General features: G+C 65.2%; 1 protein-coding gene. It reads right to left on the reverse strand.

Translation table 11 applies throughout. From position 1 onward, the window contains the following. Positions 1-9: 9 nt before the first annotated feature. Positions 10-17,454, reverse strand: coding sequence for a non-ribosomal peptide synthetase (locus tag J3U88_RS03435; protein WP_207856734.1), 17,445 nt, complete (start codon positions 17,452-17,454; stop codon positions 10-12). Between the last annotated feature and the right edge of the window lie 3 nt (positions 17,455-17,457).

Below are 17,457 nucleotides of genomic sequence, written 5' to 3' on the forward strand. Positions count from 1 at the left end.
AAGCAATCCTTAAAATTCGAGTTCAAAACAAAGTTCGTCGTCCTCGGCGGGTGCACCGATCAGGGCGGCCAAAGGTCCCGGGTCCGCCGCGCACAGGGCGGTGACCATGTCGCGATACGTTTTCAGGAAAAAGGCGGCCCGTTCCCGGCTGAACAGAGCCGTTCGGAACGCCAGATCCACCAACCAGGATTCGGCGCCCGGCATGATGGTCCAGGTCAGGTCGAATTTGGCGGTGGCGCTTGGCGCGGGGAGTGGTTCCGCAATGAGGTCGCTGTCGGCGGGCCGCGCGGCGGGCTGATTCTGGAACACCAGCATCACGTCAAAAAAGGGATGGCGTCCCGGGGTTACCTCGGGTTGGTGCGCTTTGACCAGTTGGTCGAAAGTGACGAGCTGGTGGTCCAGCGCACCGAGCACCGCGCGATGAACCTGTTGCAGCCAGCTTTCAAGGTCACGATCCGGCGTCAACCGTGCCGTTAACGGCAGGGTGTTGACGAGGTAACCGACCACGGGTTCGAGGTCGAGGCGCGGCCTGCCCGCGACCGGGGTGCCGATACACAGGTGGTTTTGTCCGCTGAGTTTGGCAAGGGTCAGGAACAACAGCGAAAGCTGGAGGCTGAAATCGGAGATGTGCAGGCGGCGCGCCTGCTGCTGTAACGCGGTGACCACCTCGGCGGGCAAGGTCGCGGTGACATGGGCCGCGGCGAAATCGACGGCGTCGGCGCGGGAACCGTCCTGGGGCAGGTGCACCGGCGGCGCGGGTTCCGCGAGCTGGTCGCGCCAGTAACCCAGGTGTTCCGCCGCTTGGCCCTGCAGCCAGTGGGCCACGTCGCGGTAACGGGGTCCCGACGGCGCGGGGTTGGGTTTGCCCGAAAGGGCGGCGAGGAACTGTTGTTGCAGCAGTTCCATCGACCAACCGTCGATGATGAGGTGATGGGCGCACAACCAAATCTGCATTTGGTTTGGTGATTCCCGCACGACCCAGGCGCGCAACAGGGGCGCGGTGGCGATGTCGAAAGGTTCACGTTGCCGGCGGTGTTGATCCGCTTCGTGCCAATCGGCGGCGTCCACCACGCGCAGCGGCAGGGCGACCTCATCGGCGATGCGCAACCGGGGTTGACCCGCGACCACGTCAAAGGCGGTGCGAAGTGATTCGTGCTGTGCCGTCAAATCCTGAAGCGCGGCTGCAATGCGCCCAGGCGCAAGCGGCCCTTGCACCCGGAATCCCGCGCAAACGTGGTAGCTGTCAGCGAGGTCACGGGTTTGCGCCAACAGCCACAAAGCCTGTTGTTGGGGGCTGGGCAGCGGGGTCGCCGTCGCGGGCAATGGGGGGATGGGCCACGCCTGTTCCGCCGGGCAGGCGGTTTGGTCCAGTGCCGCCGCCAAGTCACGCAGTTTTGGGTTTTCGAACAACAGGCGCGGCGTCGCGGTGCGGCCGAGTTGTTGCTCAATGCGGCGGCACAAACGCAAGGCGTTGAGTGAATGGCCGCCCAGCTCGAAGAAATCGCTGTCCGCGTCGGGCGCGCAGGGCAGGTGGAGGAGTTCGCGCCACAACCGGCCCAGTGCCTGTTCGGTTTCGGTTGCCAAGGGTGCCTTGCCTTGGTTCACAATTCGGGGAAGCGCGGCCACATCGATTTTTCCGCTGGGCGTTCGTGGGAACCCATCCACGGGTAGGAACGCGGCCGGGCGCATGTAGGCCGGCAGTTGCGTTCGTGCCGTGGCACGGAGCGCGGCCGGTTCGGCAGTCCCGGTGAACCAGCACAGCAAGGTGCCCTGTCCCGCCGCGTCACGCACGGCGCGCACCACGGCCTCGGTTACGCCGGTTTGGTTGAACAGGACCGCTTCGACCTCGCCGACCTCAATGCGGTGGCCGCGTACCTTGACCTGCTGGTCGGCACGCCCCTGGTACATCAGGTTACCGCAACGGTCGCGGCGCGCTTGGTCGCCGCTGCGGTACATGGTCAGCCCATCGAGGTGGGGATGGCGGGGAAAGCGCTCGGCGCTGAGTTCGGGGCGTTGATGGTAACCCTCGGCCAGACCCAAACCGGTGACACAGATTTCGCCGGCGGCGCCGTCCGGCACCCATTCGCCGTATTTTCCCAGCAGCGAAATGTGCAGGTGCGGCAGCGCGGTGCCGATGTCGCTCGCGCCCGATTTCAGCGCGGCAGGGTCCAATTTGCGGAAGGTGACATGCACGCAGGTTTCGGTGATGCCGTACATGTTGATCAGGGCGCAGTGGGGATGGCGATAGGCAAAAGAAGCCAATGCCGCCGGATTCAGTGCTTCCCCGCCGAAAATCACCTGGCGCAGGTCGGGCAGGCGCAGCCCGGTTGCTTCCAGATCGGCGGTTAGGGCGGCGAAGGCGCTGGGGATTTGGTTGAGGATGGTGACCTGTTCGGCCTGCAACAGTTGGGCGAAGCGACGGCTGTCCCGCGCGACGGCCTGGGGCACGATCACCAGGGTTCCGCCATGGAGCAGGGCGCCGAACAGTTCCCAGACCGAGAAATCGAAGGCGACGCTGTGGAACAGGGTCCACACATCCTGTTCATCGAACTGGAACCGCGGCGCGGCATGCTCGAACAGCGCCGCCACGCGGTTGTCGCGCATCGGCACGCCCTTGGGGCGCCCGGTGGAACCCGAGGTATAGATCACATAGGTCTCGGCGTCGGCGGGGCGCGGCGGCGGTGAGCCGAGTGGGTGATGGGCGACCGCGTCCTGGTAATGAATGGGGGTAACCTTTGTCGGCGCCTGATCGCTTCGCGCGTCGCTGAGGCAGGCAACCAGGCCCGCGTCCTCGGCGAAAAAGTCCAGACGCGCGCGTGGATAATCGGGATCGAGCGGCACGTAGGCGGCGCCGGCACGCAGAATACCCAGTAGCGCGACCACCATTTCCGCGGAACGCTGCAGGCACAGGCCGACCCGTTGGCCGGGTTGGATGCCGTGTTGCGCAACCAGGTAGGTCGCGATTCGGGCGCTGAGTTGGTCGATATCGGCGTAGGTAAGGCGCCGCTCCCCGTCGACCAGCGCGGTGCGGTCGGCATAACGCAGCGCCGTTTCCGCCAAACGCGCGCTCAGGTGCATGGTTGGTTGGGGCAGGGTTGCGCTTTGTTGCAGGCGCTGTTGTTCCCGGTGCAGCCGTTGCGGCGAGAGCATGCGGTAGGCGTGCAAGGGTCGGCTGGGGTCGGCGGCGATTTGGGGCAGCAAATCGACAAAACGTGCCACGCGTTCCGCGATGGTGTCGGCGTCAAACAAGGCTGTCGCGTAGGTGAAGCTGAGGCGCAAGCCTTTGTTGTGCGGGGAGATGTGAATGGTCAGGTCGAACATGGCCGGGCCGGCCGCGGTTTCGGTTCGGGTGAGCGACAGACCCTCGGGCAGGTCGGGCGCGCCGCGTTCGGCCTCTTGCATGACCAGCATCACCCGTGGTTGCCGCGTGGGGCGGTGTGCCGCGGCGAATTGGGTTGCCTGGACCACGTGATCGCGAACCTGGTGCAGGTGTGCCGCGAAATCGAGGTCGCCGCGTGGGTGCAGGCGCAAGGTTGGGGATTGCACGAACAGGCCGATCACGTCTTCCCATTCGCGGCGGTCGCGGCCGGCCGCGGCGGTGCCGATCAGCAGGTCTTCCTGACCGCTGTAGCGGTGCAAGAAGCAGGCGGTGGCGGCGACCAGGAGGTGGAACAAGCCGGCCTCGTGATCGCGGGCCACCTCGTTCAAGCGCTGAACCAGCGCGGGTTCGATGTCGTGGAAACGGCTTGCCGCGCTTGTTTGGTGGCCGGTTTCCCGATCAACGGCCAAATCGAGGGGCTCAGGTGGATCGGCGAGCTGATCGCGCCACCAAGCACGCGCCGCGGTGTGATCCGTCGCGTTGGCTTGATGGGCGATATCGCGATACCGGGTCGCGGGCGGGGTCGGTGCCACGCCCTGGTATGCCCGCAGCCAATGCTGCAGCAACAGATCCAACGACCAGGCGTCGCTGACGAGGTGGTGCAGGGTGACCAAGAGCAGGTGGTCCTCATCCGCAAGTTGCAGTAGCCGGACGCGCGGCGTTAGCGCGGTTTCGACGGCCATGGGGGTCGTTGCCTCGCGTTCCAGCCAGGTTTGTGCCTGGGCCTCGGCATCGACCGTGCCGCGCAAATCGATTTCTTGCCAGGGGATGGACACCGCATCCTTGACCCGGAACCACAGGCTTCCGTCTTCTTCCTCGAATTGGTAGCGCAGGCTTTCTTGGGCGGCAACCACCTGTTCCAGCGCGGCCCGCAAGCGGCGTGGCGCCACGGCGCCTTTGATACGAAAAGCGCCCGGCAACAGGTAGGCTTGGTCGCTGCCAAGCTGGGCCGCGTGTTGCCACAGCGCGGTTTGGTTGGGACTTGCCGCGTAACGCGCGGCGTCGGGTGCGCGGGGCGTCGCGGTTTCGGCCGGTGGTGCTTGCAGCAGCAGTTGGCACTGGGCCGCCAGGGTCGGTGCCCGGAACACATCCGTCAGGTTGATTTCAAGGCCCAGGCTTTCTCGCACGCGGTTGCGCAAGCGCACCGCGCTGAGGCTGTTGCCGCCCGCCGCGAAAAAGTGGCTGTTGGGGCCGGCATCGGCTGTCACACCAACCGAACGCCACAGCGCGGCCAGTTGCTCCTGGTCGGCGGAAAGCGTCGCGGGCGCGGTTTGTTGCGCGGGTGTTTGGGCCGCGAGCGCGGCGCGGTCGATTTTGCCGCTGCTGTTAAGCGGCATTGCTTGGACCTGAACCACCCGTTGCGGCACCAGTGCGGCCGGCAAGGTTACGTGTAGCCGCTGCACGACGGCTTCGAAATCAACGGCGGTGGTGGCCGGGTTTGCGGTTACATAAGCGACCAACAGGGTTTCCGGCGCCTGTCCCTGAAGCAAAACGGCGGCTTGGTTGACCTCGGGCGCCCCGCACAGCGCGGCCTCGATTTCGCCGGGCTCAATGCGGTGGCCTTTGTGTTTGATTTGGAAATCGCGGCGCCCGAGCACCACCAAGCGACCCGCCTGGTCGAGGTACCCGAGGTCGCCGGTTCGATAGAAACGGGGGCTGTCCTCGATGCCGCGTGCCGGGGCGAAGGCGGTTTGGGTGAGGGTTTCACGATCGTGGTACCCATCCGCCAAACCCGCGCCGGCAATGGCGATCTCCCCACGAACCCCTGGCGGGCATGCGCGTTCCTGTTCGTCCAAAATCACAATCCTGGTGTTGTGGATGGGCGTCCCGCAATGGATGCGCGCCTCGTGTGGCGTGATCCGCGCACAAGTCGACCAAATCGTGGTTTCGGTAGGGCCGTACATGTTCCACAGCGCGGCGACCTGGGCGGCAACCTTTTGGGCGAGCGGCAAAGGCAACGCCTCACCGCCGCAAAGAACGCGCAGCTCGGGGTCCGGTTGCCAACCCGCTTGGTGTAACAGGGCCAAGTTGGCCGGGGTGGTTTGCAGCAGGGTGACACCCCGTTGTTGCAGCACCGCCGGATCGTCCAGCACCTGCTCGCGGGTGAAGATGTCGACGGTGGCACCGACCAAGGGCGCCAGCCACCATTCCAACAAGGAGATATCGAAGGACATCGGCGTCACCGCGGCGACACGGTCGTGTGTTTCCAAGCCGGGGCGCTCGGCCATGGCGCGCAGGAAATTCAACAACGCCCCGTGAGCGACGGAGACGCCCTTGGGATGTCCCGTGGAGCCGGAGGTATACAGCAGGTAGGCGCGGGACGCGGGGTTTTGTGGCAGCGGGCCGGCGATGGGTGTGCCCGCCGCGAGGGTTTCGGCAAAATCACGGATGGGACAGGGTGCCTGCGACGGCCGGGTTTCCGGCGTACACAACACCAGGTCCGCGTCGCTGTCGGCCAGCAGCAGATCGCGACGTGCCGCCGGCAAGGCCGGATCGAGCGGCAACCAGGCCGCACCGGATCGCCAAATCGCCGCCAGGGCCACCGCCAGGTTGAGGTCGCGGGGCATGGCGACCGCAACCAAAGCGGGCTGCTTCGGCATCGCGGCTAAGGCGCCGGCCAAGTGTTCCACCTGATCCCACCACGCGCGATAACTGAGCAGGGTTTCCCCGCAACGGTAGGCGGTTTTGTCAGGTTGCTTTAATACTTGATCCTTAAATAGAGAAAGTAAGGATGTTTTGGTGTACTCGCTTTTGGGGCCTTCGGCGGTGGCGGGCGTCTCAAGCGCCGCGGCGCGCTGGAGCGGTGCCGCGGCGTCCGCGGTCCAAGCATCGAGCAAGGTAAACCAATGATCGGCAAAGTGTGCGGCGGTTGAAGCGTCGTACACATCGCTGTCGTATTCGAGATAGAGCTGCCAGGCGCCGTTTTCGCTGCCGAATTGAAAACTGAGGTCGAACTGGCCGGTGGGATAATCGGCGGTTTCGTACGTCCAGCCGTCGGGCAAGGTGCTTTCCCGTGAGAACATCGACACAAACACATCGAAAAGCGGTGCGCGACCCGGATCGCGGGGTGGATTCACGGCTTCCACCAATTCCGCAAAACCCACGGCGTTGTGTTCGCGGGCGTCGTTGATCGCCCCCTCAACCTGGCCGACCAGGGCGGCGAAGGAGGCTTCGCTTCGAACCTCGGTCCGCAAGACGGTGGTGTTGAGGAACAAACCGACCAAGGGCTCCCAGGCCTGGTGATCACGGCCGGAGACCGGGGTGCCGAAACACACATCGTTTTGGCCGGTCCGCCGTTGGGCCCAGCCGAAAACGGCCGCGGTAAGCACGGTGAACGGGGTGACGCCCAGTTGCGCCGCCACGGTGGTGACCCTGTTCCACAGCTTATGCGGGAAGGGAAAGCGGGGTTGGGCGCCGCGGTACCTTTTGACGGCGGGGCGCGGGCGATCCGTGACCCATTCCAGCGGGGCCGGCGGGGTGGCGAACCTTTGGCGCCACCAGGCGCGGTCAGCTTCGAAACGCTGTTGGCGGTGCGCGGCGGTGTCGGCCGCGTAATCCGCGAAATGGTAGGCGGGCGGTGTCGGCTTCGCGCCATGGCCCAGGGCGTGTTGGTACAGCGCCCACCAATCCGCGACCAGCAGGTTGAGCGACCAACCGTCGGCAATCAGGTGGTGCAGGTTGAGCGCGAGCACCTGGGTTTCCTCATCCATTTGGATCAGGGTGCAGCGGAAAAGCGGGCCGTTGCCGAGGTCAAAGGCACGTTGGGATTCCTCGGCCAGGAACTGGGCCAGGTCGTCTTCGCCGTTTTCGCGGTTGCGCAGATCCAGCCGGGATAAGCAGGTTGGATTCCCGCTGAGGTCGACCATCAGCGTTTTGTCTTCCTCAATGAACCGCGCCCGCAACATCGGGTGACGGTGTACCAACGCGGCAAAGGCCTTGTCGAAGGCAGCCTGATCGACGGATCCATGGAAACGGAAGGCGCCGGGCAAATGGTAGGCGCGCGAGGCTTCCGCGAATTGGCACAACACCCACAGGCGTTGCTGGTCCGGGGTGGCCGGGAACCGTTCGGTATTTTCGGCGCGAACCGGGGTGCGCGCCCTTTGGGTCGATTTGGCGTGACGCGCGATTTCAACCGCTAAACTTTCTACAGTAGGATGGGAGATTAGCAAGCGAATGCTCGGTTTGAACCCGAACTGTTGTTGGATGCGCAGCGCGATTTGGGTGAGTTCCAAACTGTGGCCGCCCACCTCGGTAAAATGTTGGTCGATGCCGATGACGTCTCTCTGCAAGACCTCGGCCCAAATGGCGCAGAGGGCGCGCTCCGTTTCATTGCGCGGCGCCTGATGGGTGCCGCGCGTTTCTGGTTCGGTCGTTTTTAGCGCGGCCAAGGCCTTGCGGTCGATTTTGCCGTGCGGGTCGCGCGGTAAGGCATCCAGAAAGAACCAGCGCGTTGGGATCATCGGCTCGGCCAGGGATTGGGCCAGGTGCGCGCGCAGCGTGGCCACGTCCGTGTCGGCCACACAATAGGCGGCCAAATGGGTTTGTCCCTTCTCCTCGCGACCGGCAACCAGCGCGGCTTCAACCGCCGGGTGGGCGCGCAGCCGTTGTTCCACCTCGGCCGGCTCCATGCGAATGCCGCGAATTTTGAGCTGCTCGTCGGCGCGACCGGCGAAAAGCAACAAGCCGTCGTTGGTGCAGGTCGCCCAATCGCCGGTGCGGTAGCGGGTTTCGCCGTCGTGGTGGAACGGGGTGCGGTCGAGGCGACCCTTGGTGCGGTAACCGGCGGCCACGCCGGGACCGGTGATGTGAAGTTCCCCCAAACACCCGCGCGGCACAATCTGATCATTGCGGTCTCGCAAGCTCAGGGTCACCCCTGGCAGCGGCCGACCGATGCAGCCTGGTTTGAAGGCGGCGTCACCCTCGGCACCTACATCCAAGGCGCTGCAGATGACGGTGGTTTCGGTGGGGCCGTACCATTCGAAAAGACGTACCTCGGGCAGCACCTCGGCGGCCCGTTGCAGCAGTTCGGCGGGGACGCGGTCGCCGCCGGTGAACAACCAACGCAAGCGTGGGAAATCGGTAGCGTAATCGAGAATGTGTTGCAGGAGGGCGGGCACGGCATGGAAGGCGGTCACTTGTTGCAGGGCTCCGTGGCGCTGTTCCGCATCCAGCAACAGGTCGCGGCCGAGCACGGACACGGCGGCACCTTGACTCAGCGGTAGCAACAATTCCAGCAGGGCGATGTCAAACGCGAAACCGGCGACAAGCGCGAAACAGGCGTCGGGGGCATCACCGATGGTGAAACCGGCGCAGGCGTGGAGGACCGTGTGGGCCAGGTTGGCGTGGCTGACGGCGACGGCTTTGGGCACGCCGCTCGAACCCGAGGTAAACATCAGATACGCGTGCCTGTCACCTGTAAGCGGTTGGTCTAACAGATACGCGTGCCTGTCACCTGTAAGCGATTGATTTAAGGTGGGTTGTGCGGACGCCGCGGCGCTAACCCATTCTGAGAAGGTCAGCAGACGGCGGCCCGGCGCTTGCACCATGTCGCGGTGTTCCTCGGCCGCGATCACGTGGCGGGCGCCCGATTCGCGCAGCATGGTTTGGATACGATTCGCCGGGTAGTCGGGATCGACCGGCACATAAACCGCGCCGGCCGCGAGGAGCGCCAAAACCACGGCGGGATAATGCACATCGCGCTGCTGCAATACCGCAACCGGTTTGCCCGGCTGGAATCGGGGCTGGTCGCGGATGACCCGCGCCAATCGCGCCGCCAGATCTGTCAATTGGGCGAAGGTTTGTCGCGCCTCGCCATGGCGCACCGCGATGCGGTCGGGGAAGCGGTTCGCCGCGGCTTGGATCGCGGCGACCACATCGGTTTCCACCTGGGCCACCGGCGGCCCTTGCAGCAGAGACAGCGCTGAAGCGGGGACCAACGGCAAGGTGCGGTGGTCGGGGGCCGGGTGCCGGCTCAGATGGTCCATCACGGTGAGCAGGCGTGTGCCGAATTGGGCGGCGGCTTCGCGGTGGAACAAGTCGCTGTTGTATTCGACCGAAAAGACCCAGCCGTCCGGGGCCTGGAGAAAGTCGAAGCTGAGGTCGAGTTTGGCGGTATCGAAGCGGCTTTCCAGGGTGCCGATGCGCAGGTCGCCCAGCGTCTCCGCTTGGCGGTGGGGTTGGCTGACGTAGGAGAGCATGACGTCGGCGAGCGGGGAGCGGCTGGGATCGTGACCATAGGGCAATTCACCGACCAAACGATCAAACGGGTACAAGCCGTGCGCCAAGGCGCCGATCACGGCCGCACGCACGCTGTCCAACAATGCGTCAAATGACGTGGCGTCGCTGAAACGGGTGCGCAGCGCAACGCTGTTAATGAACAAGCCGACGTGGTCGTCGAGGTCGGGATGGGGGCGACCGGCGGCGGGCGAGGAAACCACCAGATCGGTTTGGCCGGTGAGGCGGTAGAGCAAGATGTTCAGCGCGGCGAGCAAACCCATGAACGGGGTGAGTTCCCGATTTTGGCAAAAGGCGGTGAAGGCGGGCATCAAGGCGTCGGGGAGCGGCACCACCACGCTGCCGCCGCGGTAGGTTTTTAGCGGGGGTCGCGGTCGGTCGGTGGGGAGCCGGAGCGCGGGCGGCTGTTCCGCGAAAACGCCGTGCCAGTATTGGTGAAGCCGCGCGCCTTCTTCGCCTTCCAGCCGGTTGCGCGACCAAACCGCGTAATCGCGGTATTGGAAGGGGAGCGGGGGCAAGGGGTTGGTTTTGCCCGCGATTAAGGCTTGGTAGCGCAAGCCGATCTCGCGGAACAGATTGTCCATCGACCATCCATCGGCGATGATGTGGTGAAGGGTGAACAGCAACACGTGCCGTTGCGGTTCGAGGCGAACCAAGGTGACGCGGAACAAGGGGCCCTTTTCCAGGTCAAAGGCCTGGTTGGCCTCGGTGTGGGCCAGGCGCGAGACCGCGCTTTCGGGTTCGGTTTGGTCGCTTAAGTCTACGATTTTTAGGGAGAAGGGCCGCACGGGGGCAACGACCTGACGGGGTTCGTCGCCGATGCGGGTGAAATGGGTGCGCAGGCTCTCATGGCGTTCGGTTAACTGGGCGACGGCCTGCTCCAGGAAATCGACGCGCAGCGGGCCGTCCAGGGTGAAGGCGCCCGGCACGTTGTAGGCCTCGGCCGCGTCCATTTGGTGCAGGATCCACAGGCGCCGTTGGCTGAAGGAAAGCGGATAGTGGTCGGCTTGGGGTTGCGGTGTAATGGGCTCCAGGGTTTGGCGTTCGGCTACACACTTCGCCAAACCGGCCACCGTCGGATGTGCGAACACGTCTTGCGGCTTGAGGATCAAACCCAGTTCCTTGCGGATGCGTCCCAACAAACGCAGCACCAGCAGAGAGTGACCGCCGGCCGCGAAAAAGTCGCGATCAATGTCGGCGCTGTCCTCGCTTAACCCAAGCAACGCGGCAAAGATGCGCCACAAGCTCTGCTCCCGTGGGTTTCGCGGTGCGCGGCCCAGGGTTGGCGCCGGCCGGTCGTCGCGGGCGGCCAGCGCACGGCGGTCGACCTTACCGTTGCGCGTCAACGGCATCTGGTCGAGGAACACCATCGCGGCCGGCATCATGTAGGCGGGCAAGAGGGTGCCCACTTGCGCGCGAACCGCCGGTTCGTCGCCGTCGCCGAGGAGGTAGGCGATGAGGGTCGCGTTGTCGGACGCGTCCTTGCGGGCGATGACCACGGCGGATGCAACGCCGTCACAGCGGCCCAACGCGTTTTCCACCTCGCCCGGTTCAATGCGGTAACCCCGCACCTTGACCTGGCTGTCGCCGCGACCGAGGAAAACCAGGTCACCCCGTTCGTTGCATCGCACGCGGTCGCCACTCGCGTAAACGCGCCCCAATCCCGGTAGCGTGCGGAAGCGGTTTTGGGTCAACTCCGGCCGTTGCCAATAACCCTCGGCCACGGCCGGGCCACCGATGAAGAGTTCGCCAACGGCGCCGGCGGGGAGGGGTAAGCCATGTCGATCCAAGATGCTGAGTTGATTGCCGGCGAGCGGGCGGCCGATGGGAACGGGACCGCTCGCGGGCAGATCGCCTTCTTCCCGGATCTCAAAATAACAGGAATCGATGGTGGCCTCGGTGACCCCGTAACTGTTGACCAGGCGACAGGTGTCGGGTAAAACGCGGCGGGCGAAGCGGGCGTCGGCGGTGGTCCAGGCATCGCTGCCCACGATCAACAAACGGAACGCGGGCAGGTGGCGCTGTTCCGCCGCCATCCAGCGCAACAAAGGCATGACCAGGCCGGGGGTTCCCTCGAACAGGGTGACGCGGTGTTGGTCGAGCAGGTCAAAAAGCGCGGGTGGATCCAGGCGCACCTGCTCGTTGCAAATCACCAAGGTACCGCCGACCAATAAGGTGCGCGCCACGTCGCCGACAAAAACATCGAACGCAAAACCCGCGACCTGCAGCGCGATGGGTTTGGCGTTCGCCAAGCCGTAGCCGGCAACCCAGGCTTGTACTTGGTTGAACAGGGCGGCGTGGGAAACCACCACCCCCTTGGGTTGCCCGGTGGAACCGGAGGTGTAAACCAAATAAGCGGGTTCGCGTGGCTCGGGTTGTGGCGGCAAATTCACCGCGGGGACGGCCGCGTTTTGGTCGAGGTTCAGGGTGGGACAGGGAAAATGCGCGGTGACGCCGTTTTCGACCAGCGCCAGACGGGCGCCGCAATCCTCGGCGATAAAGGCCAAGCGTTGGGCCGGGGCGCCCGCGTCGAGCGGGACAAACACGGCGGCTGCCGCGGCAACCGCGAGCAGCGCAAGCGGCATGCGTTCGGAGCGGCCGAGGCAAACGGCAACGCGGTCGCCGGGCGCCACCCCCGCGGCGACGAGGCGTTTGGCGAGGTGTTGCACCTCGCGGTTGAGCCAGGCGTAATCGCGTTGCTTCGCGCCGTCGATGAGGGCGGGGTGGTTGGGGGCGGCCGCGACCTTGGCCGCGAACAAATCTGCCACGGTTAAGGCCGGCCCGGTCGGCGCGGGTTCGCCGCGCAGGGTTCGCGGTTCCCGCGTCAACGCGATTTGGTCGCGCCGGATGTTGGGGTTGGCGCGCCATTGGTCGATCAGAAAACACCATTGCCCCGTTACCGCGTCGACATCGTCCTCGTTAAAACGGCCCGTGTCGCATTCGAACACCAGTTCCATGTCCTCGCCCGGATGAAAGGACAGGTTGAATGGATAAGGCGTCTGTTCGAAACTGCGCCAGTCGGCCAGCTTCAGCTTGAGTTGGCCGAGCAGCGCGTTGAGCTGCCGCGACACCGGGTAGTTCTCAAAAATTAGGATGTGGTCGAACAGCCGATTGCCCAGCGGACTTTGGGCGAGGATTTCGTGCAGCGGCAGGTGGTGGTGGGGTGCGGCGTCGTTCAAACGCTCGGCGAGGGTGTGCGCGGCGTCGAGCAGCCGTTCGTCCTCGCGCCAGTGGTGGCGCACCGGAACCGTGTTCATAAACAGCCCGATCATGCGTTCGATGTCGCGAACCTCGGCGGGACGACCGGAAACCACGGTCCCGAATACCACGTCGTCGACGTCGCCGTGTTTGGCAAGCCACAGCGACCAAAGCGCTTGCACCAGGTTAAACACACTGAGCCCGTGCGCGCCCGCCAGGTCCTGCAACCCCTTGGTTCGGTCTTGGCCGAGGCGGCGAGTGTGACGTTGCCATTGGTAGGGGGTTTCGAGCGCGGGCCGCGTCACCGGCGAAGTCGGCGCGGCAAACTCGGCCAAAACCGCGCGCCAGTAATCTTTGGCGACGGCGGCATCGCGGCGGTCGAGCCATTGGAACCAGGCGCGTGGGTCGGCCGGCGCGGGCAGATCGGCGCTGCCTCCGGTTTGGGCCGCGTGCAGCAGTTGGAAAAAGTCATGGCTGATGATGCCGAGGCACCAGCCGTCCATCAGGATGTGGTGGAAACTCCACACCAGCCAGGCCCGCTTGGGGCCGAGGGTGAGCAGGGTCAGCCGCACCAGCGGGCCTTCTTCTAGGTTAAAGCTGTCGGCGCGGTCGGCCTGTAACGCGGCGTCCAGCGCCTGTTCGCTTTCCAGGCGCAGGTGACGAAACTCGGGGCCGCCGGCGCCGCTGATGAGGGCGACTGCTTCGCCCTGCTCGGTTTCGCGGAACAGGGTTCGGGTGACCGGGTGGCGCCGGCCTAGTTGGACCAACGCCTGTTGCAGCGCGTCAAGGTTAAGCGGGCCTTCAATCAGGTAGGCGGTTTGCTCGAAATAGGTGGCGTCGTCGGCCCAGCGGTTTTGAAAGTACACGCCTTGTTGCATCGGGGTTAAGGGTTGGATGTCGTCAAGGGGCGGCTCTTGTTCGATCTGTTGCAAGGCGGTGCGAGAAAGTGTGGCATAGGTGAAATCAGACGGGGTGCGTTGCGGTGTTTGGTTCGAGCAGTGGTCGGTTTGGGCCTGCAGCGTGCCGACCAGGGTTTGCAACGCGGCCGTCATTGCGCCGGTGCTGAAATCACCGCGGTGGCGGGTGAGTTCGAGGTGGAGCCGGCCCGCGTGGATCCAGCCGATGAGCTCAAGCCGTTGGGGTCGCACGGCGTTCGGCGCGCTGAGCGGTCCCAGGTTTTGGCGAACCAAACGCAAGCCGGCGTCGTCGCTGTTGTCGAAGGAACCGAGGAAGTTGAAGGAAATCTGTGCCGGTTTTGGGTCTGCGAAACCCGTGTCCTCGCCATAAAGCAATTGGCCGTAGTCCAACCCTTTGTTGGGCACGGCGCGCAGTGTTTCCTTGACCCCGATCAAGCGCTGCGCGGCGGATCCGGCCGCCGACAACACCACCGGGAACAGGCTGGTGAACCAGCCCAGCGTGCGGCTGAGGTCGAAGCGGCCCGTTTCATCGCGACCATGGCCTTCGACCGCGATTTTGAAGCGGTCGCCGCCGGTGAGTTGCTGTAAGGCCGCGGTGAAGGCCGCGAGTAAATGATCGTTGAGGTCGGTCCCATAGGCGGCGTGGATGGGTCCGGTTAAGGCGGCGGTGGTTTCGCGGTCAAAGACGTGGCCGTGCACCCGCGTTTGGTCGGCGCGTGCCGGTTCATCCGCGGGGAGGTCGGTAAACGTTTGATTCAGTTGGGCTTTCCACCAGTTCTGTTCTTTTGCGGCGGGTGGGTTGTGTTCGAGCCAGGCCGCCCAGGTGCCAAAATCCTCGGCGGGAGGGGTTTCGGGGGGCGGGGAACCGGCACATGCCGAAACGTAACCCGCGGCGAGATCGCCGAGCAAAATGCGCCAGGAAACCCCGTCGATCACGAGGTGGTGGGCGCAGAGCACGAGGCGTTCGTCGGCGCCGTCGCTGAGATGGATCCAGCGAATCAGCGGGCCTTGTTCCAAGTCAAACTGATTTTGCAGAGCGCGCGCCTCGGATTCGCTGAGCTGGGACACGTCCGCGACCTTGATGGGTTCCAAGCGGGGCGCGGTCTCGGGATCACCCGCGACTTGTTGGATCGGTGTTCCTTGGAAGCGCACCTGGAGTTGGGGATGCCGGCGCCATAGGTGGTCGAGCGTGGTTTGCAGCGCGGGCAGATCCAGTGGTTCGGCGGGGGCGATACACACCGCCTGATTGAAATGGTGCAGCGGCTCGCGACCGGACTGGAAAAACCACTTTTGAATCGGCGTCATGGGGATGATGTCGCCGGTTTGTCTTGCGGTGCCGGCGGCGTGGGCCTGTTGCATGCGTTGCGCCAAGCCGCGAATCGTGGGTGCCTCGTAGAAATCACGCACCGTCAGGCGGAGACCCCGTTCGGCGAGGCGCGCCGTCATCTGGAGCGCGGCGATGGAGTCACCACCCGCATGGAAAAAGGGTTCGCCGACACCCTGGGGCGCCTTGCCCAATACCTCGGTCCACAGGGCGACGAGCAGCTGTTCGTTCGCGCCCTCGGGTGCGATGCGTTCCCGGCGCCGCGTTTGGGCTTGCCGCAACAAACGGCCTTCGTCGATTTTCCCATGGGCGGTGGTCGGCCAGCGTTCGAGGAAAAGGATGCGTTGTGGGAGCGCGTATTCGGGGACGGTCTCGGTCAAGGCGGCGCGGGTTTGGGTTTCGTTGCCGTCCCCCAAGGCAAAGGCCCAGACCTGACCGTCCGCGCAAAGGACGCGCGCATCCCGGCAGCCCGCGTCGCGCAGGGCCTGTTCCAACTCGCCGCTTTCGATGCGGTTCCCGCGTAATTTGAGTTGGCGGTCGCGGCGGCCGTGGTATTCGAGTCGGCCGTCCGCGCGGTAGCGGCCCAAATCACCGCTCAGGTACACGCGCTCGCCGGTTTCCGGCTGGACCACAAAAGCCGCCGCGGTGAGGTCGTCGCGATTAAAATAACCGACCGCCAAACCGGGTCCGGCAATGGCCAACTCGCCGACCGCGCCCGGCGGTAACAAACGGCCGCAACGGTCGAGGACCAACACCCGCGTGTGTTGCAACGGCCGACCCATCGGGATGGGCGTGGTGTCCGCGTCGGCCGCGCTCAGCCGGCCCATGGCGCAACAGACCGAGGCCTCGGTGGGCCCGTAGGCGTTGAAGTAGGCGACCGATTCCGCCAAGGCGGCGACCTGGGCCGGGCGCGGCGCCTCACCCGCGCTGATGAGGGCGCGTAATCCGGTGAGCGCTTCGACGGGGAGCGCGGCCTGGAACGCGGGCGGCAAGGTGGCGACGGTGATCCCGTGATCGTGTAAAAACCTTTGAAAGGCGTGGGTGTCCAGTTTGACCGCGTCGTCGATCAGGTAACAGGCGGCCCCGGCGTGCAGCGCCAAAAAGATCTCCGCGGGTGAGGCGTCGAAACCCAGGGGCGCAAACGCGAGGCAGCGATCCGCCCGGGTCACGGCAACGGTTTGGATTTGGTGGTTGATGGTGTTGCAGAAGCCGCGATGGCGGACCAAAACGCCCTTGGGCCGGCCGCTGGAGCCGCTGGTGAAAAGCAGATACGCCGGGTCGTCGCCCACGGGGCCCGGCGGCGGTTCGGCGTGTTGCTGGTCCGTGTCGTGAGCCAGGTCGGTCCAGGCAAGCGCCGGTAATCCCTCGGGTGGCGTGAGCGCCCCGTGGATGACCAGGCGCGGTCGGGCTTCCTGCAGGATCAGCGCGCGACGGCCCGCCGGGTAACCGGTGTCCACCGGCACGTACACCGCGCCCAGCCGGAACAAGGCCAGCATGGCGATCACGGCCTCGGCGCCGCGCGGTAAAAGCACGGCCACCTGGTCGCCGGCGCCCACGCCGTGTTGGTGGTTCAACGCCGCGGCGGTTTGCGTGGCGCGCGTGGCCAGGTCGCGGTAACTGAATGAGGTCGTGTTGTGGACGAGGGCGGTGTGGTCCGGGTGTTTCGCGGCCAAACGGGCGAACACGGAAAAAAGGGTGTCGGCTGCCGGCTCAGGCGGCTTGGGACCGCTGCTCAATTGGCGCAAACGCGCCAGGCCCGCCGCATCCAGCAGGGCGTGGTGGGACAGGTCGGCGTGTGGCGCCTCAAACACATGGGCGAGCAGGGTCACCATGGCGTCGGCCAGGCTTGCAGCCGAATAACCCAACGCGCGATGCATGACCACTTCCAGCCTGAGAGGGTCGTCGCGAAACCTGACCGAAACCACGGCCGGCAGGTGTTCGGCGACGCGGCTATCCGCGACATCCAGCACCGCCGCGACGGCGGCGTCGTCCCCGAGCGCACGGGCCAAGGCGTGGGGTGCGGTATCGCGAAAGGCCAGTCCTTTTTCCAGCGCAGCTTTCACCTGGCCGAGCAGGGTTTTGAACGGCGCGGCTTCCTGATCCGCGAGAAACACCGTTTGGTGCGGTGGTGCCTCCGCCAACAAGGCCCGCGCCGCCACCGCCAGGTGGAAACCGGCCGGGAAGCCGTGGCGCTGCAGGCAGTGTTGCCATACCGCGGTGAGCATCAGGTGTTTGGCGGTGGGATTGCCGCGCGCGAGCCGGTGTAACTTTTCTTGCAAGTCGACCGGGGCGGTGCGGGTCGCCGCTTGTCGTTTGGGGCGTCCGGCGGGGATCGGTGTATCGGCGAGTTCATCGGTCCAGGTGCGTAAGTTGGCGTGTTGCTTCAGGTCGTTGTGAGCCATGTT

Origin of the sequence: Acanthopleuribacter pedis (assembly GCF_017377855.1) — a bacterium.
In the GTDB taxonomy this organism is placed as follows: Bacteria; Acidobacteriota; Holophagae; order Acanthopleuribacterales; family Acanthopleuribacteraceae; genus Acanthopleuribacter; species Acanthopleuribacter pedis.

What these genes read in the sequence shown, in the direction of transcription:
- J3U88_RS03435 (WP_207856734.1), bottom strand. Translation starts at nt 17,454, where the DNA reads ATGGCTCACAACGACCTGAAGCAACACGCCAACTTACGCACCTGGACC.